The 26,972-nt window shown below is 73.9% G+C and carries 26 protein-coding genes; 1 reads left to right on the forward strand and 25 read right to left on the reverse strand.

What is annotated here, in order from left to right; translation table 11 throughout:
- The first annotated feature begins 77 nt into the window (after positions 1–77).
- The gene (locus tag ACWGB8_RS03805; protein WP_452209931.1) at positions 78–1,550 is read left to right on the forward strand and encodes a helix-turn-helix domain-containing protein; all 1,473 of its coding nucleotides are present in this window, start codon (positions 78–80) and stop codon (positions 1,548–1,550) included.
- A 96-nt stretch (positions 1,551–1,646) separates the two neighbouring features.
- On the opposite strand, the gene ACWGB8_RS03810 is transcribed toward ACWGB8_RS03805, so the two are convergent.
- The 25 genes from ACWGB8_RS03810 to ACWGB8_RS03930 all read right to left on the reverse strand — a co-directional run bounded on the left by ACWGB8_RS03810 (position 1,647) and on the right by ACWGB8_RS03930 (position 26,944).
- Positions 1,647–3,764, reverse strand: coding sequence for a molybdopterin-containing oxidoreductase family protein (locus ACWGB8_RS03810; protein ID WP_452209932.1), 2,118 nt, complete (start codon positions 3,762–3,764; stop codon positions 1,647–1,649).
- Positions 3,765–3,782: 18 nt separating this feature from the next.
- Positions 3,783–4,595 (reverse strand): DNA alkylation repair protein, encoded by an 813-nt coding sequence (locus ACWGB8_RS03815; protein WP_452209934.1) that lies wholly within the window; start codon positions 4,593–4,595, stop codon positions 3,783–3,785.
- 86 nt (positions 4,596–4,681) lie between these two features.
- Positions 4,682–5,383: a hypothetical protein gene (locus ACWGB8_RS03820; RefSeq protein WP_452209936.1), complete on the reverse strand. Its 702-nt coding sequence runs from the start codon at positions 5,381–5,383 to the stop codon at positions 4,682–4,684.
- 95 nt (positions 5,384–5,478) lie between these two features.
- Positions 5,479–7,146 (reverse strand): MFS transporter, encoded by a 1,668-nt coding sequence (locus ACWGB8_RS03825; protein WP_452209937.1) that lies wholly within the window; start codon positions 7,144–7,146, stop codon positions 5,479–5,481.
- A 190-nt stretch (positions 7,147–7,336) separates the two neighbouring features.
- Positions 7,337–7,957 (reverse strand): class I SAM-dependent methyltransferase, encoded by a 621-nt coding sequence (locus tag ACWGB8_RS03830; RefSeq protein WP_452209939.1) that lies wholly within the window; start codon positions 7,955–7,957, stop codon positions 7,337–7,339.
- On the reverse strand, positions 7,954–8,532 hold the full coding sequence (locus ACWGB8_RS03835; protein ID WP_452209941.1) for a hypothetical protein: 579 nt from the start codon (positions 8,530–8,532) through the stop codon (positions 7,954–7,956). The genes ACWGB8_RS03830 and ACWGB8_RS03835 overlap by 4 nt, the downstream gene beginning before the upstream one ends.
- A gap of 78 nt (positions 8,533–8,610) precedes the next feature.
- Entirely contained in the window at positions 8,611–9,225 is a 615-nt protein-coding gene (locus ACWGB8_RS03840) for an NADPH-dependent FMN reductase (protein ID WP_452209943.1), read from the reverse strand.
- Positions 9,222–9,458 (reverse strand): ferredoxin, encoded by a 237-nt coding sequence (locus ACWGB8_RS03845; protein ID WP_452209945.1) that lies wholly within the window; start codon positions 9,456–9,458, stop codon positions 9,222–9,224. The genes ACWGB8_RS03840 and ACWGB8_RS03845 overlap by 4 nt, the downstream gene beginning before the upstream one ends.
- Positions 9,455–10,081 (reverse strand): hypothetical protein, encoded by a 627-nt coding sequence (locus ACWGB8_RS03850; RefSeq protein WP_452209946.1) that lies wholly within the window; start codon positions 10,079–10,081, stop codon positions 9,455–9,457. Before ACWGB8_RS03850 ends, ACWGB8_RS03845 begins: the two co-directional genes overlap by 4 nt.
- A gap of 6 nt (positions 10,082–10,087) precedes the next feature.
- Entirely contained in the window at positions 10,088–11,017 is a 930-nt protein-coding gene (locus ACWGB8_RS03855; protein WP_452209948.1) for a carbon-nitrogen hydrolase family protein, read from the reverse strand.
- The gene (locus tag ACWGB8_RS03860; protein ID WP_452209949.1) at positions 11,014–11,934 is read right to left on the reverse strand and encodes a carbon-nitrogen hydrolase family protein; all 921 of its coding nucleotides are present in this window, start codon (positions 11,932–11,934) and stop codon (positions 11,014–11,016) included. Before ACWGB8_RS03860 ends, ACWGB8_RS03855 begins: the two co-directional genes overlap by 4 nt.
- 72 nt (positions 11,935–12,006) lie before the next feature.
- Positions 12,007–12,765: a class I SAM-dependent methyltransferase gene (locus ACWGB8_RS03865; protein ID WP_452209951.1), complete on the reverse strand. Its 759-nt coding sequence runs from the start codon at positions 12,763–12,765 to the stop codon at positions 12,007–12,009.
- Positions 12,752–14,251, reverse strand: a complete 1,500-nt coding sequence (locus ACWGB8_RS03870) for a coproporphyrinogen-III oxidase family protein (RefSeq protein ID WP_452209953.1) — start codon at positions 14,249–14,251, stop codon at positions 12,752–12,754. Before ACWGB8_RS03870 ends, ACWGB8_RS03865 begins: the two co-directional genes overlap by 14 nt.
- 16 nt (positions 14,252–14,267) lie before the next feature.
- On the reverse strand, positions 14,268–14,939 hold the full coding sequence (locus ACWGB8_RS03875; protein WP_452209954.1) for a methyltransferase domain-containing protein: 672 nt from the start codon (positions 14,937–14,939) through the stop codon (positions 14,268–14,270).
- A gap of 5 nt (positions 14,940–14,944) precedes the next feature.
- Positions 14,945–16,084, reverse strand: coding sequence for a BtrH N-terminal domain-containing protein (locus tag ACWGB8_RS03880; protein WP_452209955.1), 1,140 nt, complete (start codon positions 16,082–16,084; stop codon positions 14,945–14,947).
- A complete protein-coding gene (locus tag ACWGB8_RS03885; RefSeq protein ID WP_452209957.1) occupies positions 16,081–16,917 on the reverse strand; it encodes an NAD(P)-binding domain-containing protein in 837 nt (278 codons plus the stop codon). Before ACWGB8_RS03885 ends, ACWGB8_RS03880 begins: the two co-directional genes overlap by 4 nt.
- Positions 16,914–18,245 (reverse strand): phenylacetate--CoA ligase family protein, encoded by a 1,332-nt coding sequence (locus ACWGB8_RS03890; RefSeq protein ID WP_452209959.1) that lies wholly within the window; start codon positions 18,243–18,245, stop codon positions 16,914–16,916. The genes ACWGB8_RS03885 and ACWGB8_RS03890 overlap by 4 nt, the downstream gene beginning before the upstream one ends.
- Positions 18,242–19,312: an alcohol dehydrogenase catalytic domain-containing protein gene (locus tag ACWGB8_RS03895; protein ID WP_452209961.1), complete on the reverse strand. Its 1,071-nt coding sequence runs from the start codon at positions 19,310–19,312 to the stop codon at positions 18,242–18,244. The genes ACWGB8_RS03890 and ACWGB8_RS03895 overlap by 4 nt, the downstream gene beginning before the upstream one ends.
- Positions 19,309–20,754, reverse strand: coding sequence for a B12-binding domain-containing radical SAM protein (locus ACWGB8_RS03900; protein WP_452209963.1), 1,446 nt, complete (start codon positions 20,752–20,754; stop codon positions 19,309–19,311). Before ACWGB8_RS03900 ends, ACWGB8_RS03895 begins: the two co-directional genes overlap by 4 nt.
- Positions 20,751–21,980: a tyrosine decarboxylase MfnA gene (mfnA, locus tag ACWGB8_RS03905; RefSeq protein WP_452209965.1), complete on the reverse strand. Its 1,230-nt coding sequence runs from the start codon at positions 21,978–21,980 to the stop codon at positions 20,751–20,753. The genes ACWGB8_RS03900 and mfnA overlap by 4 nt, the downstream gene beginning before the upstream one ends.
- Positions 21,931–22,851: a deoxyribonuclease gene (locus ACWGB8_RS03910; protein ID WP_452209967.1), complete on the reverse strand. Its 921-nt coding sequence runs from the start codon at positions 22,849–22,851 to the stop codon at positions 21,931–21,933. Before ACWGB8_RS03910 ends, mfnA begins: the two co-directional genes overlap by 50 nt.
- An 8-nt stretch (positions 22,852–22,859) precedes the next feature.
- Positions 22,860–23,702, reverse strand: coding sequence for a sugar phosphate isomerase/epimerase family protein (locus ACWGB8_RS03915; protein ID WP_452209969.1), 843 nt, complete (start codon positions 23,700–23,702; stop codon positions 22,860–22,862).
- Positions 23,703–23,740: 38 nt separating this feature from the next.
- Entirely contained in the window at positions 23,741–24,379 is a 639-nt protein-coding gene (locus ACWGB8_RS03920; RefSeq protein ID WP_452209971.1) for a class I SAM-dependent methyltransferase, read from the reverse strand.
- Between the two features lie 38 nt (positions 24,380–24,417).
- Complete coding sequence (locus ACWGB8_RS03925; protein WP_452209974.1) at positions 24,418–25,527, reverse strand: 2-deoxy-scyllo-inosose synthase; 1,110 nt, start codon at positions 25,525–25,527, stop codon at positions 24,418–24,420.
- A 154-nt stretch (positions 25,528–25,681) separates the two neighbouring features.
- Complete coding sequence (locus ACWGB8_RS03930) at positions 25,682–26,944, reverse strand: TrpB-like pyridoxal phosphate-dependent enzyme (RefSeq protein ID WP_452209975.1); 1,263 nt, start codon at positions 26,942–26,944, stop codon at positions 25,682–25,684.
- Between the last annotated feature and the right edge of the window lie 28 nt (positions 26,945–26,972).

Raw genomic sequence — 26,972 nt, forward strand, 5'->3', positions numbered from 1 at the left:
TCCAGAGACGGCGGACGGACCGGCCGTACGGCCCCCCGGTCCGCCCGGACGGCCCGCGGGCGGGAGGGGCACAGCGCATGGCGGACGGCACGGCCACCCCGGCACCCACCACCGGCCCCTGGCAGCACTTCGGCACCCGACTGCGCCACTGGCGCCGCGCCGCCGGCCTCACCCAGCTCCGCCTCGCCACCGCCGTCGGCTACGACAACACCGCCATCAGCAAACTCGAACACGGCACCCGGCGCGCCGCGGCCCCGCTCGCCGAACTCCTCGACGCCCGGCTCGGCGCCGGCGGCGACCTGCTCGCCGCCTGGCACACCGCCGAGGACCAGGCCGAACGCCGCCCCACCGGACCGCTCCGGCCACCGGTCCCCGGCCCCGCCGACGCCGAACCCGGCCCCGGCCCCGGTCCCGCCGACCGTGCCGGCTCCGACGTGGCCGGAGCCGACCCCGGGCAGGGGCCCGCCGCCGGACTCCCCGCCCACCTGCTGCCCGAACGGCTGCCCGACTACGGACTCCTCTGCCCACTGCACGGCGCCGACGGCTGCGCCGTCCCCCCGCTCGCCGAACTCGCCGCACTCCACCGCGCGTTCTGCGCCCCCGCCGACCCCGGCCACGGCGCACCCGCCCCGCTCGACGCCGACACCGCCCACGCCCTCGCCGCCCTGCTCGCCGTCCACCTGCGGGCCGGCGAGGAGCACCCCCAGGCCGGGCTGCCGTCCGTCGAACACACCCTGCGCGCCATCCTCCGCCGCCTCCCGCACACCCCCGGCGGGCCCGGCCTCCCACTGCTCCGGCTCGCCGCCGAACACGCCCATGCCGCCGGCGGACTGCGGATGCGCCACGGCCGCAACGCCACCGCCATGGCCTGCTACGACCGCGCCCTCGACTGGGCCCAGCTCGCCGACGATCCCGCCACCCGGGTCGCCGCACTCAGCGACATGAGCACCCTCGCCCGCCTCGACGGCGACCCCGCCGCCGCCCTCGGCTACGCCCGCGAGATCGCCCGCGCCGCCCCCGGCCGGCACTGGGCGGGCGCGATGGCGCAGAGCTACCAGGCCCGCGCCCACGGGCTGGCCGGCGACGTCCACGAGACCGTCCGGCACATCGGCCGGGCCCGGCTGCACCTCGACCACATCGGCGCCCGCGACGAGTCCGACGCCCCCTGGCTCTCCATCGCCTCCATGCACCTGAGGGTCGAGTCCGCGGCCGCCGCCGCCCTGCGCGACGCCGCCGCAGCCGTCGGCGACGCCCGCCTCGCACACCGCGCCCTGGACGCGGCCCACACCGCGCTGCGCCTGCTGGGCCCGCAGCAACTCCCCAGCGCCCGGCTGCTGTTCACCGTCCGGGTGGCGGACTGCCACCTGTGCGCGGACGACCCGCAGGCCGCCCTCGACGTGCTCACCCCCGCCCTGGCCGACGCCCCCGCCACCGTCCCCGCCCTGGTCGGCCACGAACTCCGCCTCCTCCGCACCCGCCTCGCCACCCCCCGCTGGCGCCACCCCGACCTCGCCGCCGCCGGCCGCCGCCTCGCCGAACTCGCCCCTTGACCGGGGGTCGGGAAGCCTGCACCTGCGGGCCGGGCGCCTCGTCGCGCTCGCTCCGCCGGCCGCGGCGTGCCCGTTCAGTCCGCGCGGCGCACCGGCTCAGTCCGCGCGGCGGACCCGGCAGCGCAGGCCGCGGAAGGTCGACGAACCCATCTCCGGGTTCTCGTTCCCGTCGGAGGTCAGCAGGTTCACGTTGCTCTCCTGCCAGCCGCCGTCCGCCCCGCGTTCCGGGTACCACCAGGCGGCCGGGGCCACCACCACCTCGGGGGAGATGCGTTCGCTGAGCCGCACCCGCAGCCGGATCCGCCCGGCCCGGGTGGACACCTCGGCCCGGTCGCCGTCCGCCAGGCCCTCCCGGGCGGCGGCCTCGGGGTGCATCTCCAGCAGCGGCTCCGGCTCCTTGGCGCGCAGCGACGGCAGGTCGCGGAACTCGGAGTTGAAGTAGAACGGCGAGTGCGCCGAGGTCAGCAGGTACGGCCCGTCCGTGGGGTCGCCGACCGGCGGGCCGGGGACGGGCAGCGGCGGGTACCCGAAGGCCCGCAGCGCGTCGCAGCGCAGTCCGAGTTTGCCGCTGCGGGTGCCGAAGCCCCGTTCGCGGTACTTGTGGTACTGCAACGGCGTGGCCCGGTAGTGCAGTTCGGCCAGCTGCTTCCAGTCGGTGCCGATCGGCTCCAGCCGGGTGTCCAGTGAGTCGCGGGCGTCGGGCCAGAAGTCCGCCGACAGGCCCAGCCGGTGGGCGAGTTCGGTGAGGATCCACTCGTCCGAGCGGCAGTCGCCGACCTGGGCGAAGGCGCGCCGGGCGGCCACGTAGTGCGCGTGCTCCACGATCTGGTCGCGCTCCAGCCAGCCGCCCACCGGCAGCACCACGTCGGCCATCGCGGCGGTCGGGGTGAGCCGCAGGTCGGCGGCGGCCAGGAAGTCCAGCCGCTCCAGCGCCTGCCGGATTCGCGCCGAACCGGCGTAGTTCAGCAGCAGGTTGCTGCCGTGCACCAGCATCGTGGTGACGGGGTACGGGGCGGCCGGGTCGAGCACGGCGTCCCAGACCGCGCCCGGGTGCGCCCAGCCGGACATCGCCAGGATCCGGTGGCGGTCGCCGCCCAGCCGCTTGGCGGCCTGCTCGGGGGCCAGCAGTTCGGCCCGTGGGAAGGAGCGCCGGCCGTCGATGCCGGGCGGGTCCCACAGCACGTCTCCGCCGGGCCGGTCGATGTTGCCGCAGATCGCGGAGAGCAGCAGCAGGGCCCGGCAGGTGTGGAAGGAGTCCCGGTGCTGCTGCGGTCCGGTGCCCAGTTCGATGGCGGCGCTCGGTGCGGCGGCGTACGCGAGGGCGGCGGCCCGGATCTCCTCCGCGGGCACCCCGACCTGCTCGGCGACGGCCTCCGGAGCGTAGTCGGCGACGTGGGCGGCGAGGTCCTCGAAGCCCACCGTGTACTGCTCGACGAACTCCCGGTCGTACGCCCCGGCCTCGATCACCGTGTGGATCATCGCCAGTGCGAGCGCCGCGTCCCCGCCGGGGCGGACCTGGAGGAAGCGTTCGGCGCGGGCGGCCAGCGAGGTGCGCCGCGGGTCGACCACGACCATCCGGGTGCCCGCCCGGACGGCCGCCAGCAGCCGGGTGCCGATCACCCCGTCGCCGTGGGTCAGTGCCTTGTTGGAGCCCCACACCAGCACCAGGTCGGGCCCGCCCTCGTAGTCGCAGAAGGTGAACCCGCCCAGGGTGAGGATCCCGGCCATCACCCGCGGGTAGAAGCAGACGTGGGCCGGCCCCAGCACATTGGGCGTGCCGAAGCTGTTGGCGAACCGGAACAGCCACTCCTGGTAGTTGCGGTCGGTGCCCTGGGCCACCACCACCGACTCCGGGCCGTGCTGCGCCCGCGCCTTGTCCAGGGCGGCGGCGATCCGGTCCAGCGCCTCGTCCCAGCCGATCGGGCGGTAGGCGCCGCTGCCGCGCGGCCCGGTGCGCAGCAGCGGCTCGGTCAGCCGGTCCGGGTGGTTGAGCTGTTCCAGCGAGGCCCGGCCCTTGGCGCACAGGAAGCCCCGGTTGTTGGGGTTCTCCGGGTCGCCGTCCACGGCGGTCAGCCGGCCGCCGGCCACGGTGACCAGTGCCCCGCAGCCGCCGTGGCACATCCGGCAGACCGTGCGGTGCCGGCCGTCCTCGGCGGTCACCCGGACGACCGGGAGCGGACGGCGGTGCCCATCGGCGGGCGACTGCGGGAGCATCGGGCCTCCGTACGTGGGTCAGCGCGGGCGGCGCCCGTGCAGGTCGGCGTGGGCGTGCAGCAGTTCGCGGCAGGTGTCGTCGTCGACCGGCCGGATCGCCTCGCGCAGGGTGAGCCCGGAGGTCCGGGCGAGCCGGGCGCGCAGCCAGTCGGCGACGTCCTCGGGGTGGTGCTTGGCGCCCTCGCGCAGCGCCCAGCCGAGCGCCTTGCGCACGAAGAACCGCGAGTCGGTCAGCAGCGGGTCGGCCAGCTGCGCGAACTGCGGGAAGTAGTGCGGGAACTCGCCCCGGTCGCGGAGCGCCAGCAGGTAGGAGAGGATGCCGCCGCGGCGCACCCACTGGTGCTGGTCACGGCTCCAGTGCAGGAAGTCCTCGGCGGTCTCGGGCAGGCGCAGCAGCATCGCCCCGGCGCCCTTGGGGGCGATCAGGTCGACGTGCGCCCAGGTCTCGCACTCGCGGAGCAGCTGTTCCAGGTAGGCGGTGTCCTGGCGCTCCAGCAGGTCGGCGCGGCCCTCGATGAGCAGGGCGGCGCAGGAGCGCGACTCGTGGACGGGCGGCGCCCACAGCTCCTCGGTCAGCTCCAGCAGGGTCTCGCGGTCGAGCCCGGGCCGGCGGCGCAGGAAGTTCCGCACCACGGTGCGCATCGCGGGCAGCGGTACGCCGATGTGCTCCAGCGGGCTCTTCAGGTAGGCCTTCTCCCCTTCGGCGCGGCCGGGTACGGCGCTGTCCTCCAGCGCGGACCTGAGCTCGTCGGCCAGGACGGCGGCGGGCTCCGCGGCGGCGGGCTCCGCGGTGGCGGAGAAGGAGTGGGGGCGGGGGGTGTTGCGGGTCACCGAGGTCTCTCCGGGTGGGACGGGGCCGGACGGGCCGGGCGCAGTGGCCCGACCCGTCCGTTCGACAGTGGTTCTCTGACGTTAGGTCAGCTGGTGCCGTGGTAGGGGAAGGTGAGCTCGCCGGCCCACAGGTACTCGGAGGCCGGCCGGCCGCTGCGCCCCTCGGTGTAGCGGAAGACGTCCTGCCAGATCGCGCTGACCTTGTCGTTGCGGTAGGCGATGCTGGGGCCCTGCTGGTCGTACCAGCGGACGATCTCCAGGAAGAACGGGCCGGTGGCGTCCTCGCCGAAGTAGACCACGGCGCGGTCGCCGGTGGTCAGCTTCTCGTCGCGCAGGGTCGGCCAGTCGCGGGCCATCAGCTCGTGGAACTCGGCCACCTTGTCCGGGCGGACCAGGTAGTGGGCGAGGCCGGTGTAGGCGTCGTCCTCGGGCAGGTCCGGCTCGTCCTGGAAGTAGCCCATCCGGTGGACGATCGGGTAGTCCACCGGCGGCCGGCCCTCGCGGGCCTCGGTGATGGCCGACATCTCCTGCCAGATCGCGTTGACCTCGGGGGTGTTGAAGGCGCGGCTGACCGCGTTCTCGTCGACCCAGGTGACGATCTCGAAGAAGACCGGACCGTGCTCGCTCTCGCTGTGGTACACGGTGGCGGGCTCGTCGGTGACCAGCCCGTTGGCCTTCAGGGCGGGCCAGTGGCGGGCGATGATGTCGCGGGCCTGCTCGGCACAGCCGGGCTTGACCATGTACGTCGCCATCATGTGCGTGGACAGCACCACGGGGGACTGGGACATGGGATGACTCCTCGTTGCGGGTATGCGGTGTTCGGTCTTCGGCGGTTCGGTGGTCGGTGGCTCAGCGGCCGGGTGTTCGGTGGTCGGTTGTTCGGTCACCCCTTCTCCGCGGCGGCCTTGTCGCTGCCTGCGCCCTTGGTACTGCCGGTGGCCTTGTCGCTGCCCGGGGTCCGGGCGGCGGGCGGCCGGGGCGCCCCGAAGACGGGCGCGGGGACGTCGCGGATCAGCAGGTAGGCGGCGATCCAGCCGACCGCCAGCAGTGCCACTGGCAGCAGCAGCCCGGTGTGCATGGCGCCGGTGAAGGCGTCCGCGAAGGCGTCCTGCACCTTGGCGGCCTGGGCCGGGTCGGCGCCCGCCACGGCCGGCGGCGGGCCGCCGCTGCCGATCTTCAGCGCGCCGTCGGTGAGCGGGGCGAAGGCCTGCTTGAAGCCCTCGCGGGCCTCCGCGGGCAGGGCCAGGGCCTGGGTGTCGACCCAGTCCCGCAGGCCGCTGGAGAGCCGCAGCGAGAGCACCGCGCCGATCGCCGCGCTGGCGAGCAGTCCGCCCACCTCCTGCGCGGTGTTGACCAGCCCGGACGCCACCCCGGCCTGCGGCGGCGGCACCTGGCGCATCCCGACGCTGAACAGCGGCGAGAAGACCAGGCCCATGCCGAGCCCGGCGAGGACGAACGGGCCGAGCAGTTCCAGGGTGCCGGTGTCCGTCCCGGTGACCAGGACGAACGATCCCAGCCCGGCGGTGAAGAAGGCGAGTCCGGTGAGGATGACGGCCTTGCCGGAGCCCTTGTCGGACAGTTTGCCGCCGATGCCGGCGACCAGGGCCGAGGTGAGCGGCATCGCGGCGATGGTGAACCCGGCCCGCAGCGGCGACATGTCCAGCACGATCTGCAGGTAGAGCGAGATCGGCAGGAACGCCCCCAGCATCGAGAAGCCCATGATCGCGGCGATGATGTTGGCGGAGGCGAAGTTGCGCAGCCGCAGCAGGTCGAAGGGGAGCAGCGGTCCCGAGCCCTGGTGCCGGCGCTGGTCGAAGGCGAAGTACCCGAGCACCAGGACGCCCGCCGCGATGGAGGTCCAGGCGGTCGCCCCCCACTCCAGGCGCTCGCCCTCGATCAGGCCGAACGCCAGCGCGGTCAGGCCGAGGGTGAGCAGGGCGGTCGGGAGCAGGGCGAGCGGTTGGCGCTTGCCGGGCCGGTAGTCGTGCACGTGCTTGAGCACCAGGTAGGCGGCGGCCAGGCCGATCGGCAGGTTGAGGTAGAAGATCCAGCGCCAGTCCAGGTAGCTGACGATGACGCCGCCCAGGGTCGGGCCGGTCAGCACCGCCAGCCCGGAGAGCGCGCCGGTGAACCCGAAGGCGGCGCCCCACTTGGACGGCGGGAAGACCATGGTGACGATCGGCAGGATCTGCGGGGCGAGCATCGCGCCGCCGATGCCCTGCACCGCGCGGGCCGCGATGAGCACGCCCGCGTTCGGCGCCAGGCCGCACACGCAGGAGGCGAGGACGAACGCGGCCAGGCCGTACAGGTAGACCCGGCGCGGGCCGTACAGGTCGCCGAGCCGGCCGGCGACGACGAGCAGGGTGGCGTAGCCGAGGATGTAGGCGCTGAACACCCACAGGCCCTCGTCGAGGGAGGCGCCCAGGCCGGACATGACGTCCGGCAGCGCGATATTGACGATCGTCATGTCCAGCAGGGTCATGAAGAACCCCATGCTGAGCACGCCGAGAATCAGCCAGGGGCTTTTGTCCCGGCTTTGCGGGGAGGACATACGTGGCTCATTTCTTGGAGCGCCGGAAGCGGGGAGACCGGTGGGGTCGAGCCGGGTGCGCGGAATTGCGGACGGGCGCGCCGGAATCGGCCGCCCTGCTGACGGGCCGGCGCGAACGGAGGTGTCGGTATCGAACGGGCGAATGGATCGGGGGGTGATTCCGGTGCTGCCGGCGGTGGCCCGCGGGGGCTCAGTCGGCCCGGCGCAGCAGCACCGCGTTGGCGTCCAGCTTGAGGACGTCGGTGGGGAGCTGGAACGGCATCAGCGGCCCCGCGGCGAAGCGGTCGGACGGGAAGTGCCGGGCCAGCGCGGGCGCGTCCACCGCCTTGAACGGGAAGGACTCGCGCCGGCTGCCGCGCAGGTAGAGCAGGCCGCCGGGCCGCAGCAGCCGGGCCGCCTCGGTGGCGTACCGGTCGCGGTCCTCGGCGCCCAGGTGGTGGAAGCAGCCGCGGTCCACCAGCAGGTCGAACTCCTCGTCGGGCAGGTCGAGCGCCCGGACGTCGCCGACCAGCAGGTCGACCTCCAGGCCGAGTTCGGCGGCCCGGGTGACGGCGATGCCGACGGCCTCGGCGCTGATGTCCACGCCGGTCGCCCGGTACCCGGCGCGGGCCAGCGCGACGGTGTCCCAGCCGGTGCCGCAGCCCAGGTCGAGCGCGCGGGCACCGGGGTCGGGCGGGGTGGCGGCGAGGAATCCGACCAGGTCGGGGGAGGGGGCGCTGAGCTCCCAGTACTGGTGGTGGTCGCCGGACCGGTAGGCGCGGTCCCAGTCGAACGTGGTCGTGGTGGTACTGCCGGGGGTCGTCGCGGTCATGGTCGTAAACCCCTTCCGGAGGCGCGCCGGACCGCACCGTGCGGTCGGCGGGGCACGCCGGCGGGCGTGCACGGGGGGAGGTGGCCGTCGGCCGGGGCGCCGCCCGCGGGCGAGGCCGTGGCGTACCAGCCGACCACCTCGGGCCGCCCGGGCGACAGCACGGGCGAGCCCCGGTAGACCTCGTAGCGGGGCCAGGTGGCCCGCAGCGGGGGGCCGGCCGCCGGGGCGACGTGCCGGTGCCGGACCGGCGGCTCGGCCTGCGCCGAACCGCCGCGCCACAGCATCAGCCGCTCGTTCAGCACCGGCAGCACCCGGATGCCCAGGCTGTCCCGGCGGGGATCGAGCAGCGACAGCCCGGCGGCCCGCTCCCGGGGCACCGACAGGCAGGCGTCGAAACGCCGGCGGTCGGGCGCCGTGGATTCCGGGTCGTCGTACAGGATCTCGATACCGACGGTGCGGTCGTCGGAAATCCCGCGATTGAACAGGAATGCGGTCAGCCGCAGCCAGGTGGCCTCCCTCGGGGTTCCGTTCGAGGGGTGCCGGAGGCTGATCACGAGGAGGGGTCTGGGGAGCACCGGGAACCATTCTGCGGCCCCCGTGATTTGCGCACCCATTGTGTGCGTCTTATTCACAGGGGTGACGCTACCAACGGGTCAGCTCCCGCGTTTGACTGTCCTGGACACGTTCGGCACGGAATCTGCGGCGGGCCCGACCCGCAGCAGTGCCGCGGCCCGCGCGACGCTGCGCGCCAGCTCGTCCACCCGGGCGCCCAGGTCGGGGTCGACGGGCCGCCCGTCGGCCGCCAGGGCCGTCCGGGCCCCCGGCACCGCGACCTGCTCGGGCACCATCCAGGCCCGGTACCAGCGCACCACCAGCCGCAGGTGGTTGAGCGCGTTGGCGTTGGAGCGCCCGCCGAGCGCGCTGATCGCGCCGAAGACCTTCCCCTCCACGTGCTCGAAGTCCAGCAGGTCGAGCGCGTTCTTCAGTGCGCCGCCGACCGTGCCGTGGTACTCCGGCCCGGCCAGGATGATCCCGTCGGCGGCCCGGACCTCCTCGCGCAGCAGCTTGACGTCCGGCCGGCTCGGCCACGGGTCCTGCTTGTCCCCGTTGCAGAACGGCAGGTCCAGCTCGCGCAGGTCCAGCAGCGCCGTCCGGCAGCCGTCCGCGTCGAGCACGGCGAGGGCCCGGCGCAGCAGCACCTGGCTGGTCGAGGCGGGCCGCATCGAGCCGCCGAGTCCGAGGATCCTCGGCGGCCGGTGCGGGCTCACTCCTCCTCGCAGATGGCGTCGGCCGGGCAGCAGTCCATGGCCTCGTACACCAGCTCCTCCTCGTCCTCGTCGGCGGGTTGGCGCGCCACGTAGGTGTAGCCCGCGGCGTCGTTGCGGACGAAGGAGTCGGGCGCGATGCACCGGCAGGTGTCGCAGTCGGTGCACTCGGCGTTGACGAAGAACCGCCCCGGCACGTTGTCCGGCAGCCGGGCCGGGGTCGGGAAGCCGCTCACGGGTGGCTCCGCCCGGCGTGCACCAGCTCCAGCACCCGCTCGGTGTCGGTGCGCAGCAGGTGCCCGTAGGTGTGGCCGAGTTCGTCCTCCGGCGCGTACGCCAGCAGCTCGACGCCGTCGAAGCCGGCCAGGTAGTCCAGCACCCGGCGGACGTGGTCGGGGGTGTCGACGCACAGCCCCAGGTGGGACATCAGCGCCCGCTTGCGGTCCGGCTCCAGGCCGGCCCAGTCGCCGTGCGCCCGGCAGGTGAAGAACTCGACCTCGGTGCCGCGCGCGGTCCGCAGGTTGATCCAGTGCCCGGGGGTGCCGTGCACCCGGGGCGCGATGTGCGAGGGCCCGCTGGAGACCCGGCCGGCGTCCGGGTGCGCCCGGACGGCCTCCAGCCACTCCTCGAACTCCTCCTCGCGCTCGTAGTCGCCCAGGTAGACGGCGACGTGGTGGAGTCCGGTCAGCCGCAGTGTGCGGGCGTCCAGCGGCTGGCCGAAGAAGCCGATCAGCGCGTCCGCGGTGGTGGTCGACCCGGCGACCCGGTCGGCCCAGTCGAGGACGTCCTTCAGCAGCGGTTCGCGGTCCGCCCCGGTGGGCAGCCGCTCGGGGGCGGGGTAGAGCAGTCCGGTGGCCATGGGGCATCAACTCCGTCGACTGGTGAGGTAGTCGGTGATCAGGGTCTCCAGATCCTGGTGGCCGGCGTAGGGCTTCAGCAGCTCCTGGTACAGCTCGGGCCGGCGGCCGTGCAGGCAGAAGTAGAGGCTCTTGCGGAACGACAGGTCGACCTCGCGCAGCTCGCGGACCCGGTCGAGGTCGAGTTCGGCGAGCAGCACGCCCTCCTCCTCGTCCAGCGAGCCGAGCAGCTGTTCGGGGGCGGCGACGGTGCTGTGCCCGGCCACCGAGATGGAGACCTGCCGCCCGGCCCGCTCGCCGGTCACCTCGCCGACCGCGCTGGCCAGCAGGGTGCAGCAGACGTTGAACGCCGAGTTCGCCTGGATGCAGGGCCGGGTGATGCCGATGTTGCCGCGCAGTGCGGCGCCCGGCACCGCGATGATCTCGGCCCCGCGCAGCGCCAGCATCCGCGGCACCTCGGGGATCCAGAAGTCGGAGCAGACGCACACCCCGAGCCGCCCGAACGGGGTGTCCACCAGCACCAGGTCGTCGCTGGGCGAGACGGTGACCATCTCGGCGGCGAAGCGGTGCGTCTTGCGGGCCTTGGCGGCGATCCGGCCGCGGTCGTCCAGCAGCACGGCGGTGTTGTAGTAGCGGTCGTCCTCCCGTTCGACGACGGTGCCGCAGAGCAGGTAGCAGCCCTTGGCGCGGGCGACCTCCGCCATCCGGTCGATCACCGGTCCCGGCACCGGCTGGTCGATCACCCCCTGGAGGTGGGCGCGGCCGGGGAAGTAGAACGGCGGGCCGAGGAAGAACTCGGGCAGCACGATCAGCTCGACCTCGGGGACGGTGTCCAGCAGGGCGAGCGTACGGGCGAGGTTGACCTCGGGGTCGAGGTCCCAGAAGGTCTGGATCAGCGCGACCCGGGGCCGGCTGGTGGCGAGCGAACGAGCAGTCATCGGGGTCGGGCTCCGTCCGGGGTGTCGGTGGCCCAGTCGGGCAGCGGCCCGTCCGGGCGGGTGGCGGCGGTCACCGCCAGGCCCAGCGGCGAGCGCCGGAAGTCGGCGGCGAACGGCGCCGCCGCGCGCATCCGGCGCAGCTCGTGCAGGTCCAGGTCGGCGGTCAGCAGCACCTCCTCGCGGTCCGCCTCGGCGAGCACCGGCTGCTGCTTGCGGAAGTCCCGCGAGTAGGCGCCGATCGCCAGTGGGCTGCGCAGGATCGCGCTGCGCCCCATGTAGGTGAGGCCGGCCAGGGTGTTCTCGCCGGTGGCGCTGGCGAACAGCACGTAGGCGCAGTTCTCGGCGGCCCGGGCGAGCAGCATCTGCCGGACCGGCTCGGCGAAGGGCCGCAGCAGCACCGAGGGGGCGACCACGATCTCCACGTCGTCCGCGAACAGCCCGCGCAGTACCTCGGGGAACTGAACGTCGTAGCCGAGCGCGAAACCGATCCGGCCGAGCGGGGTGGGGAACACCCGGGCGCCGGTGACACCCGTGACGAAGTGCGCCTCAAGGTCGTACACCATGGTGCGCCGGGCGGTGCCGGTCAGCGTCCCGGTGTCGTCGAGCAGGACGGCGGTGCTGTGCACGTGCTCGCCGGAGCGCTCCAGCACCCCGGCGGCCAGCCAGACGCCCAGCTCGCGGGCGAGCCCGGCCAGCCACGCGGTGGTGGGGCCGGGGACGGCCTCGGCGATCTCGTGGCTCTTCGGGAGGTTGAGCGCGGTGGCGAACACCTCGGGCAGGACGACGAGCCGGCAGCCCTCGTCGGCCGCGGCGCGCACCAGCTTCTCGGCCCGGGCCAGGTTCTCCGCCCGGCGGTTGGTGGCCACGGACAGCTGGACGACGCCGACCCGGTACCGCCGGAGGTCGTCGGTGGGCATGGGCGGTGCTCCTTCCGGTCGGCGGGTGCGGCACCCCGGGGGTGCCGCACCCGCAGCTGACCCGACGTCCCGTCAGTCGAAGATCCGGTCGTAGATGCCGGGCTCGCCGACGGTGTAGCCGGTGTCCCGGGGCCGGGAGGAGACCACCAGGTTGATGCCCTCCTTGGCGACGCTCCAGTGGCCGAGCCCGACCTGCTCCAGCAGTTCGGTCATCTCCTGCGTCGAGTACGAGGCGCGCAGCGAGCGCATGAACGCGCCCGCGTCGCCGCCCGCGTACTGCAGCACGAAGGAGACCATGCCCTCGTCGGCGTCCCGGGCCAGGTCGTACAGCAGCACGGTGCCCTCGGGGCGGCAGACCCGGGCCAGTTCGGGCAGGATCCGGGCGGGCTTGTCCCAGCGGTTGATCGCGCAGAAGCTGAAGACCACGTCGAAGCTGTCGTCGGCGAAGGGCAGCCGGGTGTACCGGGCCCAGTCGCAGGCGAAGTCGCCGCCGTAGGACACCAGGTTGGCGAAGATGGTGTTCTCCCGGGCGACGTCCAGGAAGGCGTCGTTGGTGTCCAGCCCGGTGAAGACGGAGCCCGGGTGCAGGGCGGCGAGGCGCAGCGACAGCAGGCCGCTGGCGCAGCCGATCTCCAGCACCTCCTTGTCCGGGCCGCAGTCCGGCCCGATCAGCTTCATCATGTGCTGCATCGGGATGATCATCGAGGTGCGCACGCTGCGGTCGTACGCGCGGCACTCGTCGGTGGTCTCGAACGGGTCGCCCTGCGGGGCGCGTTCGGCGAGGTCGAAGATCCGCCCCCGCCGGCGGTTGGTGGTCTCAGAACTGGACAAGGGGGAGTCCCTTCCGGCCGTCGGTGCGGTCGATCTGCCACTTGAGGATCTCGGTGCTCGCCGAGGTCGGCTGGGGGAGCCGGTGGTTGGCGTCCGAGTAGAAGGTCTTGGAGATGTTGTCGATGTAGTACCAGCCCTTGGGGTAGGTGACCTGGATCGCGTCGTCGTCGACCTCCAGCAGCCCCTTGGCCACCAGGTCGTCGACCTTGTCCTTGAAGTACTCGTACGGGTCGACGCCGTGCCGATCGCGGTAGACCGCGCGCTTGACCCGCAGCAGCTTCAGGCCGAGCACCAGGCTGCGGCAGCGCTGCTCGTGCTCGTCGGTGTAGGCGCCCATGACGACCGGCAGCCGGCCCTCGTTGCAGCGGCTGATGTACGCCTCGATGTCCGGCTCGTTGAGGTACATGTGGTTGTTGAGGTAGCCGTACGCGCCGGAGCCGATGGCCACCATGTCCCCGCACCGGCCCCAGATCTGCGACAGGTGGTCGGTGAGGTAGAAGGTGTCGGTCTCCAGGCCGCGGTACGGCTTGGAGCCGTCCTTGAGCACCGGGTAGGTCTTCACCCCGGCGGCCTCCCACTCGGGGCGCATCGGCTCGATGAAGTCGTTGTAGGTGAGCGCCAGGTAGCCGGCGTCCATCAGGGTGGTGTGCAGGTACTGGTACATCGCGTCGGCCTCGCGGGTGCTCGGGCACGGCGGGGTGGCGCCGCTCTGCAGCGCGAAGAACACCTCGGAGCCGGGCATGACCGCGTAGTTGTAGACCGAGAACGAGGTGACCGGCAGGTCCATCAGGGTGCGGATGTCCTGCTCCCACAGCGCGGGGGTCTGGCCGGGGATGCCGATCATGTAGTCGATGCAGAGGTTCTCCAGGCCGCTGCGGTCGATGAGTTCGATGGTGCGGGTGGCGGACTCGCCGGTGTGCGCGCGGGCCCGGCCGAGGTAGCGCAGCAGCGGGTCGTGGAAGGTCTGCACGCCGAGGCTCATCCGGTTGACGCCGTGCTTGAGCAGCACGTCCAGCTTGTGCTGGTCGACGTCGACCGGGGTGGACTCGATGGTGATCGAGCAGTCGGCGCTGAAGTTGAGCCGCTGCTTCATGAAGCCGAGCAGGTCGTCGAGCTCCTCGGCGCGCAGCGTGGTCGGGGTGCCGCCGCCGAAGTAGCCGGAGGTGAAGACGGTGTCCTTGACGTGCGGCAGCTGCGCGTAGAGGTCGATCTCCCGCTTGAGGGCGGTGATGTAGCGCTGCACCAGGGTGTTGCGGGTGGAGAACTTGTTGTACGGGCAGCTGGTGCACACCTGGTTGCAGAACGGGATGTGCACGTAGAAGGACGTGGTCTTGGGGAACTTCTCGCGCGTGGAGTAGATCTGGTCGGCCGTCAGCGGCTTGACGTCGCACGGGTACCAGCGGACGAACTCGATGTCCCGCTCGGGGTAGTCGCGCCAGAAGCTCGGGGTGTCGAGGAAGTTCCGGGTGATCGGTTCCTGGGTCATGCTGCCTCTCCGGTCGTCAGCGTGCACGGGTGTGCTCGACGGTGAGCGCCATGGGGCCCTCCGTTCGGGTGGTCCAGCCGGCCGTCCCCGCGGCGTCGAGCCGTTCGCGCAGTTCGGCGCAGGTCCAGGCGCCGCGCAGGGAGTCCAGGTAGGTGCGCAGGCGGTACGCGCCGTCGGGGGAGTCGTCGGCGGCCATCTCGCGCAGGGTGTATTCGAGGATGAACGGATCGGGGTCCCGCCGCAGGTCGTTGACCAGCAGCCGGCCGCCGGGGGCCAGCGCGCCGGCCAGGGCGGTGAGCAGCGGGACGGGTTCGGCGCACTCGCCGAGCGCGTGCACGCTGTAGACCAGCGCGTACTGCCCGGGCGGCGGCGCGGCGCCGGGTGCCCAGTGCCCGACCGGGACGGCGCCGCCGAGGCGCCCGCGCTGCAGTGCGACGGCCTCCGGGTCGGTGCACAGCACCCGCAGGTCCACCGGCCGGCGGGCGAGCAGCAGCGCCGCGAACCCGCCGTAGCCCGGCCCGACCTCCAGCACCGGCCCCTCGTCGCAGGCCGCCTCCAGCAGGTCGAGGAACTCCTCCTTGTAGCCGTTGCGGGCGGCCACGTACCGGTCGTACGCGGCGCGCTCGGCGGCGGTGGCGAGCGGGTGCCGGGTCGGGGTGCGGACGGCTGGCAGCAGCCCGGTGGCCATGCCGCTCACACCTCCCTCAGCAGGGCGAACAGTTCCCGCTCGATCGCGCCGACGGCCTGCAGGGCGGTCCGCAGCTCGTCGGCCAACTGCCGTCGCACCGGCGCGAGCTGGCCGGCCGCCTCGGCGCGCAGGACGGGCAGCCGCTCGCCGAGCCGGGCGGCCCGGGCGAGTGCTCCGGCGCTGCCGTCCAGCAGTTGGGCCTCGCGGCCGCGGTAGGTGGTGCCGAGTTCGGCGAAGGCGGGCGTCCAGTCGGGCAGCAGCAGGGCGATCACCCGCTCCCACCGCTCCGCGCTGTCGGCGCAGAGCAGTGCGGCGTCGCCGAGCCGGTGGTCGCCGGTGAGCCGGGCGGACTCGGCGAGGAACTCCCGGAACAGGTTGCGGAACGCGTTGCCGCCCGTCCCGGCCAGCTCGAAGTCGACGTAGGCGGAGGCGAGTTCGTCGACCACCGCGGGCGCGGGGGTGTCGCCGAGCAGCAGGTGGTGCAGCCCGGCCCCGTACGAGTCGAGGCCGCGCAGCCCGAAGGTGGGCACCGGCGGGTGGAGCATCGCCCGGCAGGAGTACCGGATGCCCTGGCGGATGTCGTCCTCGGTGGGCTGCCGGGCGGCCTTCCAGTCGGCCCGCAGCAGCGCGTGCCGGGGCGGGAACGGCTGGTGCCCGGAAGCGCGGGCGGTGGCCAGTTCGGCGGTGGTGAGGGTCAGCGGGCGGGCCGGCCGGTCGGAGACGGTGACGGTGCCGGCCGCCGGGTCGTGGCCGGTGACGACGATCGCGTGCGCCCCGAAGTGCCGGGTGGCCTGGAACCAGGGCAGGTGGAAGAGGTCGGCGTAGACCACCGCGGGGCGGCCCGCGTCGAGTTCGGCGCGCAGCTCGCGCCAGGCCGCGTCGGGGTCGTCGGTGACGGCGATCTCCAGGTCCAGGCCGACCCCGGCCGCCATCCGCCGGGTGAACTCCGGGAACGGCCCGTTGCGACCGCCGGTGAAGCCGCGCCCGCCGGGGGTCGGCGGCAGGTGCATGAAGTTGATGCCGCCGGCCAGGCCGAACAGCATCGCCTCGCCGATCGGCAGGCCGTGTGCGGCGAGCTGCTTGCCGAGTGCGGCGGTCTCGCAGTGCGCGCCGCCGTGGCGGATGTCCGGGTGCGCGGTCGTCATGCGGGTCCTCCCGGGGTGGCGGGCCGCTCGGCCCACGCGGCCCAGGCGAGCGCCTCCGGGGAGTCGGGGGCGGTCGGGGCCGGTGCGGTGGCACCGACGGGCAAGCGGCCGTTCTCGGCGGCGAGCTCGTCGAGCACCGAGCGGGTGTAGGGGTTGGCGTCCGAGGGCGGGTAGTCCAGGGCGGTGCCGACCAGGACGTTGCGGATCGCGGCGCGTACGATGTCGGTCGGCAGGCCGCGGCCGGTGAGTTCGGCGGCCAGGTCGGCGCAGGCCCGCAGGGCGGCCTTGGTGGCGGCGCGGTTGGCCGGGCCGACGCACTCCTCCGGGCCGAGCACCACTTCGCCGAGGTCGGCGGCCAGGGTGCGCAGCAGGCCGATCCGGCGCGGCGCGGAGGTCACCAGCACGGTCTTCAGGCCGAGCGCGACCGCGGTGAACTGGCAGACCGGTTTGAGCCCGACCACCTCCACGCCCAGGTCGGGGAGCCGCTCGGTCGGGACGCTGGTGGCCAGGTTGACGAAGAGCGGCCGGCGCCCGACCCGGTCGGTGAGTGCGGCGAGCCGGCGCAGTGCCGGTTCGGTCTCCTGCGGCGGTACGCAGAGCAGCACGGTGTCGGCGGAGGCGATCACCTCGCGCTGGTCCATGTCCGGCAGCGACAGGTCGGCGGCGACCCGCCGGGCCACCCCGGGGTCGCTGTCGTTGAGCAGCACCGGGAACCGCTCGGCGAGCCGGTCGGCGAGCACCGCGCCGAGCCGGCCGAGGCCGACCACGGCGATGGTGCCGGGGTCGTTGTGCCGGGGCTCGGCGGGGTTCCCCGGGCGCAGTGCGGACGTCATGAGACCGCCTCCAGGTCCTCGATGGTCAGGCTGCCGGGCTTGAGCATGCGGTCCATGGCCCGCCGCACCTGGGCCCGGTCGATCGGGGCGACCGCGGCGGGCACCCCGAACTCCTCCTCCACCCGGGCGGCGACCGCGGCGCAGAGCGCGAGCGGGTCGGCGCCCTCGGCCTCCACCCGGATCTCCAGGAGGTCGCCGGCCGCCCCGGCCGCCCAGTAGAGGCCGGCGCCGTCGGTGCCGAGCACGGTCTGCTCCAGCGCCAGCTTGTTGATCCGCCGGCCGGCGACCGTCAGCTGTTCGCTGACCCGCCCGTGGTGGGCGAGCACCCGGCGCGGACTGCCGCAGGCGCAGGGCTCGGCGGAGACGGTGACGAAGTCCCCGCTGCGGTAGCGCAGCAGCGGCATCGCCCGGTTGCTCAGCGAGGTGATGACCAGTTCCCCGGCGGTGCCGTCGGGCACCGGCGCGGTGGTCTCCGGGTCGATCACCTCGAACAGGTGCCGGTCCTCGGTGAGGTGCAGGCTGCCGCGCTCGCAGACCAGCCCCAGCGAGTTGGTCTCGGTCGAGCCGTACGCGTTGGAGAGCCGGACGCCCCAGAGCGCGGCGATCTTCTCCAGCTTGGCCGCCGAGCAGGTCTCGCCGACGTACAGGAAGGTGCGCAGCCCGATCTCGGCCGGGTCGCGCCCGGTGTCCCTGAGCATGTCGTACAGCCGCAGCGCCCGGCTCGGGGTGCAGACCAGGGCGGTCGGCCGGACGGTCCACATCATCTCGACCATCCGCTCGAACGGGCAGACCAGGCTGAGCGTGCCGACCGGCACGACGGCCGCGCCGACCTGCTCCAGCGCCCGGTCCAGGTCGTACGAGGCGAAGGCCAGTTCGTACGGGATGGCGATGAAGGTGAGGTCGCCGGGGCCGAGGACGTGGCCGACCGACTGCTCGACCGCGACGTTGCCGCGGATCCAGTCCTCGTAGGTGATCATCGAGGAGGTGGGGCTGCCGGTCGTCCCGGTGGACTCGCCGTAGCGGATCAGCTCCTCGCGGCCGACCGCGAGCAGCCCGAACGGGTAGCCGCCGCGCAGCTCGGCCTTGGTGGTGAACGGCAGCCGGCGCAGTTCCCCGGGGCCGCTGGGCCGCTCTCCGTGGTGCGCCCGCCAGCGCTCCCGGTAGAACGGGGAGTTCGCGAAAGCGTGGTCCAACTGGCGGGCCAGCAGCGCGTACTGGTGGTCGGCGACCTGGTCGGGGCTGAGCTTCTCGAAGGCCGCCAGATCGGCGAGCGCGGCCTCCCGGATCTCCGGATAGCGCAGGTGCGGCGGTCGGCGGTCGGTGCTCACCGGTCATCCTCTCCAAAGGTCAGCTGGGTCTTGATCCGGGTGCGGGGGTCGAGCGCGAAGGCCTCGGCGGCGCGTTCGGCCGGCAGGCGGTGGGTGACCAGCCGGCCGGCCTCGTCGGGGTGGGCGGCCAGGAACTCCTGGGCACGGCCGAAGCCGCCGGTGCCGCCGATCGAGCCGACCAGGGTGAGCGCGTTGGCGACCAGCAGGTCGGTGCGCAGGGCGGCGCTGCGGCGCAGGCCGAAGGCGAGCACCCGGCCGCGCGGGACGGCCGCCGCCAGGGCGGTGGAGAGCCCGTCGGCGCCGCTGGAGGCGTCCACCACCAGGTCGTAGCGGGCGTGCGCGGTGAGCGCCGCGTAGCCGCCCGCCGGTGCGCCGGCGGGGTCGGCCGGGTCCGCGGGGTCGGCCGGTTCGGCGGCCGCGCGCACGGTGGCGCCGGGCAGCAGGTCGGCGACGGCCCGCGCCTTCACCGGGTCGGCCTCCAGCAGCTCCACCCCGCCGACCCCGTACGCGCCGGTGAGCAGCAGGTACGAGGCCAGGCCGAGGGCGCCGGCGCCGACCACCAGGACGCGGTCCTCCGGTACCGGGGCGACCCGCTCCAGGCCCTGGGCGGCGACCGCGAAGAACTCGCTGAGCGCCAGCAGCCCGGGCCCGAGGCCGTGGGTGTCCGGGTAGAGGTAGCGGCGGTCGACGGTGCGCAGCCGGGTGGAGAAGCCGTCCACGGTGAGGCCGAACTTCTCGATCCGGGTGCAGACGTTGCGGTCGGTGCCGCAGCGCTCGCACGCCCCGCACCAGCGGGAGCAGTCGCCGGTGACCCAGGTGCCCACCAGCGCCCGGCCGTTGGTGCCCGCGTCGACGACCAGCCCGGACCACTCGTGGCCGAAGCGCAGCGGGTAGCTGCTCGGGCCGCCGTAGCTGCCGTCGAACAGGGCCTGGTCGCTGCCGCACAGGGTGATCCGGTCGACCCGGACCAGCACCTGGTCGGCGCCGAGCGGTGCGTCCGGCTCGCGGGCCTCGCCGACCTCCAGTCTGCCGGGGCCGGCCAGCCGCAGGTCCGCCCCGGCGCTCACCGCGGGCCGTCCAGCGGCGGGAGGTGGTCGTTGAGCTCGGCCTCGATCCGGGCGGCCTCCGCGCGGGCCATCGTGATCCGCTCGCGCAGGCTGATCGAGTTGAGCCCCCACCACAGGTACCAGTTGTCGTTGGCGAGCACCCGCGCCTGGATCTCGTCGAGCAGCGCGTCGTCCTCCATGACGGCGCGCGAGGCGTAGTACTTGGGCACGATGAATCGCTCCGTTCCGGTGATCATTCCCTCGGCGACGGCGGTGGCGTGCAGGGCGGTGCCCCGACAGACGCGCAGGCCGAGCGTCCAGAAGGCGTGCACCTCGGGGGTGGCGGGCGGGACGAGCTCGTCCATCACGTCGAAGGTCTCGCGCACGGAGTCCCGGTCGTCGCCGGGGCTGCCGATGAACAGGCAGTGCTCGACCCGGATGCCGGCCGCGGTGAACTTCCGGTGCGAGTCGACGATCTGGCGCCGGCGGAAGTTCTTCTTCAGTCCGCGCAGGATCCGGTCGCAGGCCGAGTCGGTGCCGAACTCCACGTAGTAGCAGCCGGTCTCGACCATCAGGTCGACCAGTTCGGAGGTGACGTTGCCCGGGTTGACCATGCAGGACCAGGGCATCCGGATGCCGCGCCGGACGAACTCCCGCAGCACCTCCAGCGAGTAGTTCAGCGGCAGGTTGAACACCCCGTCGACGATCTCCAGGACCTCCAGGCCCTCGTCGCGCAGCCGCTCCACCTCGTCGGCGACCCGGCTCACCTCGTCGAACTTCACGCCGGTGCCGTCCACCAGGAAGTTGCTGCAGAACACGCACTCCAGCACGCAGCCCTTCTTGGTCTGGATGGTGGCCGGCACCTTGAGGCTGCGGTCGTGCGTCTCGTACGAGTAGGCGAAGTACCGCTGGTCGTACAGCGCCGGATCGGGCCGGGCGGCCTTGCGGTAGTCGATCCGGAAGACCGGGTCGCGCCGGTGGTAGCCGCCGCCGGGACGGGGCCGGATCACCCCGGGCACGTCCTCCGGCTCCCGGCCGCGCTGCAGGTGCTCCAGCAGCGGCTGCACGGACTCCTCGGCGAAGCCGGTGATCCCGTAGTCGGCCCGGACGAAGTCCATCAGGTCCTCCGGCACGGTGGAGAACCCGGGCCCGCCCAACAGCACCGTGACGCCCGGCAGTTCGTCGCGCGACCAGTCGGCGACCTCGCGGGCCAGCGGGGTGTAGACGACCGGCTCCAGCATGCTCTGCGAGTCGACGTTGCGGATCGAGATGCCCACCACGTCCGGCTCGAAGCCGCGCACCGCGGCCCGCACCACCGGCTCGTCGTCCTCCTCCCACATCAGGTCCAGCGTCTCGACCTCGTGCCCGGCCGCCCGCGCCTGGGTGGCGATGGTGACCATGCCGATCGGCAGCACCGGCCGGAAGGACTTCAGCTTGTTGATCGAGACGAACAGCACCCTCACGGCCGGCCCCCGTCCACCTCGGCCAGCACCGCGACCAGGCAGCGCAGCTGCTGCTCGCTCTGGTGCCAGTGCACGACCAGCCGCAGCAGGCCCAGTCGGCGGGCCACCGAGGCGATCAGCCCGCGCTGCTCCAGGGCGTCCACCAGCTTCTCCGGGGCCGGGTGGCGGACGGTCACCACGGTCAGCTCCGGCGCCGGGGCGACCTCGAAGCCGGCCTCGCCGAGCAGCCGCACCAGCAGCGCCCGGCGCTCCCAGAGCCCGGCCACCGCGGCCCGGTAGCCGTTCCGGCCCTGGGCGCGCAGCGCGGCCCAGGTGGCCAGCAGCGCGCCGCCCGGCCGGGTGCCGAGCAGGGCGTGGTGGTCGAAGGTGCCCCGGTAGTGCGAGGCGGTGCGCAGCGCGTCCAGGTCGTCCGCGCTGCGGAACAGCACGTGCCCGGACGGGATCGGCGCGCCGCCGTACTTGTGCGGGTCGAGGGTGACCGAGCCGACCCCGGGCACCGCGAGGCCGATGTCCGGCAGCGGCTCACCCAGCTCGCGGGCGAACGGCACCAGGAACCCGCCGGTGGCGGCGTCCACGTGCACCGGCACGCCGAGGGCGGCGGCGTGCGCGGCGATCGCCGGCACGTCGTCCACCGCGCCGGACTCCGAGCTGCCGGCGGTGGCCACGACCAGCGCGGTCTCCGGGGTGATCAGCGGCAGCAGTTGCCCGGTGTCCACCCGCAGCCGGGCGTCGGAGGGCACCCGGACGACCTCCACCGGCAGCAGGGCGGCGATCTTGTCGAAGGAGAAGTGCGCGCTGTCGCCCAGCAGCACCCGGGCCGGGACGCCCTCGCCGTGCCGCTCCCGGTGCCGGCGCACCGCGGCCAGCACGGCGAGCAGATTGGCCTCCGTCCCGCCCGAGGTGGACACCCCGTGGGCGCCCGGGCCGCCCATCAGGTCGGCCAGCATCGCCGTCACCTCCGCCTCGGCGCGCGGCAGCGAGGGGAAGATCCGGTTGTCGCCCAGGTTGGCGTGCTGGTGGGCGGCGAAGACCTGTTCGGCCACCGGCAGCGGCGTCGAGCAGATCGAGTTGAAGACCGTCCCGTCGCCGTAGCCGTGGTCCTGCGCGCAGAGCCCGGCCAGTTCGGCGAGCACCCGCTCCACCGGCAGCCCGGCGGCCGGCAGCGCGCGGACGGGCTCAGGCGGGGAGCCGGTGCGGGACGTCGAAGAACTGGGCAGCGTTGCCATGAGCGAGAGCCCTCACGATCTGCTCGGGAACACCATGGAGTCGGAGCCGGTGCACCGTCCTGGACAGACCCAGCGGATCCGCCGAACCGAAGTGCAGACCGGTGTTGAGCATCAGCCGCTCGGGGCCGAACCGCTCCAGCAGCCGCAGCACCTCGCGGTGCGACTGCTTCTCGCGGATCTGGAACAGCGCGTCCTGGCGCGGGGCGACCGCGATCCCGTAGCCGCCCAGGCCGCGCAGCTCCGGCCGGGCGGCCAGCAGGTCGATCCGCTCCTCGTCGAGGTCCAGCACGGCCAGCCGGGCCGGGTCGGTGCCGGTCCGCTCCACCGCCCCGGCCAGCCCCTCCAGCAGCGCGCGGAAGGCCCCCAGCGCGGGCGGCGACTCGACCAGCACCGGCAGCCCCCGCGCCGACGCCAGCTTCAACTGCCGCTCCAGCACCTCGATCTCGTCCGGGCTCCCGGTGCGCAGCGACAGTTCGCCGAGCGCCCGGACCCGCGGGTGGTCGAGGCGGCCCTCCAGCTCCTCGATCCCGGCCAGCGCCCCCGGCAGGCCCGCCAGGTCCGCCGCGTGCACCGCCAGTGCCACGTGCAGGTCGATCCCGTACGCGGCGGCCCGCGCGGTCTCGGCGACCGCCAGCCGCTCGAAGCGGGCGGCGAACGCCGAGCCCGAGTCGCGGGCCTCCAGCGAGGCCGAGCACGGCGCCAGCGCGGTGAGCACCCCGCTGACGGCCATCAGCTCGTAGTCGTCGGCGTTCCGCAGGTCGGTGTGGACGTGGTGGTCGAACAGCGGCGTCAGGCCGGCGCCGGCCAGCGCCCGGGGCGCGAGCGGCGGAGGGGGCGGCGGGGGCCCGGGAGCGGGCCGGTCGGCGGCCACCGCCGGTCTCAGCCCTGCTCGGCGCGCGAGGCGGCCAGCGCGGCCGTCAGCACCTCGCGGCTGCGGGCCAGCGCGAACTCGTACCGCTCCGCGTGGTTGTACAGCTCCACGCTCACGTAGCCGTCGTAGCCGCCGCGGTGCAGCACCGAGAAGAAGCCGGCGAAGTCGATGTCCCCGTCGCCCGGGATCTCGTGGTGGTGCACTCGGCCCTTGATGTCCTCGACCTGGATGATCCGGGTGTACGGCAGGTTCCGCTCCACCGAGCCGAGGTAGTCCTCCTCCACCACCCGGCAGTGGCCGAGGTCCTGGGCCAGCGCGAAGCGGTCCGAGGCGAGCGAGTCGGCCAGCCGGGCGACCGCGTCGTTGGTCTCCAGGAAGAACTCCGGCTCCGGCTCCATCGCCAGCACCGCGCTGCCCGGCCCCGCCAGCACCTGCCCGATGCCCTCCGCCAGCCAGGCGTGCGCCTGCTCCGCGGACACCTCCGGCTTGCGCTTGCCGGTCGCGAAGTTGACGTACGGGATGCCGAGTTCGTCGGCGATCCGGACGGCCCGCAGCACCAGGTCGACCCGGCGGGCCCGGCCCTCCGCGGTCGGGTGGATCAGCGACGGCTCGAACCGCTCCTCGCCGAGCAGGTTGTCCGCCCCGGCGGCCAGGCAGCAGGCGGTCAGCCCGGTGCGCTCCAGCGCCTTGCGGATCGGCTCGGCGTCGGACGGGCCGAACGCGAACGGGTCCAGGTGGGCCGGGTGCAGGGACAGTTCGATGCCCTCGTAGCCGGCGTCGGCGACCGCCTCGATCGCCCGCTCCAGCGGGACGGTGCGCAGGCCGTTGGCGTTGTAGGCGAGCTTGACCACGACAGTTCTCCTTGCTCCGTAGCGGAATGGACGCGACGTCACTTCTCGGCGGTGGCGTGCACGTGGAAGTCGTGCCAGGTGCGCAGCTCGATCCGGTGGAAGCCGGCGGCGCGCAGCATCTCCTCCAACTCGCCCAGCGAGAAGCGCAGGTGCACCTCCTCCGGGCCCGCACCGTCCGGCTGCCGGGCGTACCACGCCTCGATCTCCCGGTTGCGCTCCTTGTCGGAGGTCTTGCGGTAGTCGGCCAGCGCGACCCGCCCGCCCGGGCGCAGCACCCGGTGCATCTCGGCGATCGCGGCGGGCGCGTCGTCGGCCAGCTCGTGCAGCACGTAGGTGGAGACCACCAGGTCGGCGCTGCCGTCCTCGACCGGCAGCGGCACCACCGGGCCGACCGTGCGGGTCAGCCGCTCGGCCACCCCCTCCCGGGCGGCCCGCGCGGCCAGCACGTCCAGCAGCTCCGCGCTGCCGTCCACACAGTGCACCGACCCCTGCGGGCCGACCGCCCGGGCGGCCGGAACCGCCGCGTAGCCGGTGCCCGCGCCGACGTCGACCACCCGCTGGCCGGGGCCGGCGCCGACCGCGCGCAGCAGGTCCTGCACCTCGCCGAGCGCCCAGCGCAGCGGTCCGTCCAGCCGGTAGACCGTCTCGGCGATTTCGGGGGAATGCGCGGTGTTCATACGTAGACTCCGTTCGGCAGCAGGCCGGTTGGGGTGGGTCAGGCGTCCGCGAGGACGCTCTTCAGCAGCGGCTCGGGCACCGGCGTCTCGTGGTCGCCGTCCACCACGTGCACCCGCCCGACCTCGGGCACCAGGACGAAGCGCACCGCGCTGCCCGCCCGCCGCTTGTTGTCGCTCAGGATGACCTCGACGATCCGCTCCGGCGTGAACTCCCGCGGCACCGCCGTCGGCGCGCCCATCAGGGTGCCCAGGACGTGCTCCTGGCGCTCCAGCACCGCCGGGGCGGTGACCCCCAGCCGGATGCCCAGCCGGGCCGCCGCGCACATCCCCACGCCGACCGCCTCGCCGTGCAGCAGGCTGCCGCCGGACAGGAACTCCACGGCGTGGCCCACCGTGTGGCCGTACTCCAGGATGATCCCGGTGTGCCGCTCGCCCGGGTCGAGCTCCAGGATCCGCAGCTTGCTGCGCACCACCTCGTGGCAGACGCCCAGCAGGTTGTCGCGGATGCCCGGTACGCCGTCGGCCAGCAGCACCTCCAGCCGGTCCACCCAGGCGGCGTCGTTCACCAGGCCGTTCTTGAACGCCTCCACCAGGGCGCTGCGGTGCTGGCGCTCCGGCTCGCTGCGCAGCATCGCCACGTCCGCCCAGATGAACAGCGGCGCGTGGTAGACGCCGAACTGGTTCTTGCCCAGTGCGCCGTTGACGGCCTGCTTGTTGCTGAGCGTGCCGTCGGTGAGGTTGAGCATGGTCGTCGGGATCTCGACGAAGCGCAGCCCCCGGTAGACCATGGCCGCGGCCAGCCCCGCCAGGTTGCTGATCATGCCGCCGCCCAGCGCGCCGACCACCGAGTCCTTGGTGGCGCCGGCCGCCACCAGCCGCTCGCAGAGCGAGGTCAGCTCGGGCCAGCCCTTGGCGCCCTCGCCCTCCGCCACCGTGAGCAGGTTGACGGCGATGCCCGCCCGCCCGAGCCGGGCCGCGAGGTCGCGGCCGAACAGCTCGTACAGCGGATCGCTGGTGACCAGGTAGAACTCGTCGAACTCGTGCCGCCCCAGGTACTCGGGCAGCCGGTCCCCGATGGACTCGCCCAGGTAGTACGGGCAGCTGGGGCGGGTACCGCTGGACAGCTCGATGATGCTTCCGTCGGACACGTCGTTCCTTTCGCACGGTGGTCGGGATGTGAGGTGTCGATCGGCGGCCGCGTCCGGCCGTGCGGTCGGCCGTGCGCCCGGAGTGCGTCACCGGGTCCGCGGTGCGCCCGGGGCGGGTGACCGGCCGGTGGTGCGCCCGGCGTGCGGGACCGGGTCAGCGGTGGGCGAGGTAGCCGTCCAGGTCGAGCAGCCCGCTACCGCTCACACAGGCCACGATCACCTCGGACCGGCCGCTCTCCCGGGCCAGCAGCGCCCGTTCCACCGCGGCGCGCAGCGCGTGGCAGGACTCGGGGGCGATCAGCATCCCCTCGGTGGAGAGCACCAGCCGCCCGGTCTCGAAGGCCGCCGCCTCCTCGTACGCGACGGCGTCCAGCAGCCCCTCGCCGCGCAGCACCCCGATGATCGGGGAACCGCTGTGCTGGCGCAGCCCGCCCACGTGGGTCTCCGGCAGCTCGTAGTCCCGCCCCAGCGTGTACGACCGGCCGAGCGGGGTGATGCCCTCCGGGTCGGCGTGGTCGTAGCGCAGGGTGCCCCGGGTCAGCCGCGGCGCACTGGCCGACTCCGCGCCGAGCAGCAGCAGCCCGTCGCCGCGCTCCGCCTTCTCCGCCAGGAACGGGCCCATGAAGCCGCCCAGGTTGCTGCCGCCGCCGACGCAGGCGACCAGCGCGTCCGGCCGCTCGCCCAGGGCCGCCAGCTGCGCCTTGGTCTCCTGGCCGATCACCGTCTGGTGGATCAGCACGTGCGCCAGGTTGCTGCCGGAGATGTAGCGGGTCTCCGGGTGCAGCGCCGCGTGGTTGATCGCCTCGCCGATCGCGGTGCCCAGCGAGCCCAGCAGGTGGCGGCCGTCGCGCAGCAGCGCCTTGCCGACCGGCGTCCGGTCGCTGGGGGAGGCGTGCACCTCCGCGCCGAGCATCTCGATCAGCGCCCGGCGGCCGGGCTTCTGACGGGACGACACCCCGGCCCAGTAGACGACCGCGTTCAGCCCGAAGCGGCGCGCGGCCCAGGCGACGGCGTGGCCCCACTGCCCGGCGCCGGTCTCGGTGACCAGCGTGCCGATGCCCTGCTCGGCGGCGAAGTGGGCTTGGGCGACGGCGGAGTTGAGCTTGAAGCTGCCGGTCGGCAGCACGTCCTCGCGCTTCAGGTAGATCCGGGCCGGCGTGTCCAGGTACCGCTCCAGCGCCCGGGCCCGCAGCAGCGGGGTGGGCCGCCCGATGGCGGCCAGCTCCTCCCGCACCCGCTCCGGGATCGCGAGGAACGGCTCGGTGGCGGCGTCCTGGGCGCGGACGGCGTCCAGCCTGATCCGCTGCTGCAGGGCGATCCGCGAGCCCCAGGCGTCCTGCTCGGCCCCCTCCGGCTCGCGCGGCGGCGGCACCGGGCCCGGCAGGCTGGGCACGAGGTTGAACCAGTGCGACGGCACCTCACGGGCATCCGCCGGCGCCGGCACC

Source organism: Kitasatospora sp. NPDC054939 (genome assembly GCF_053610105.1).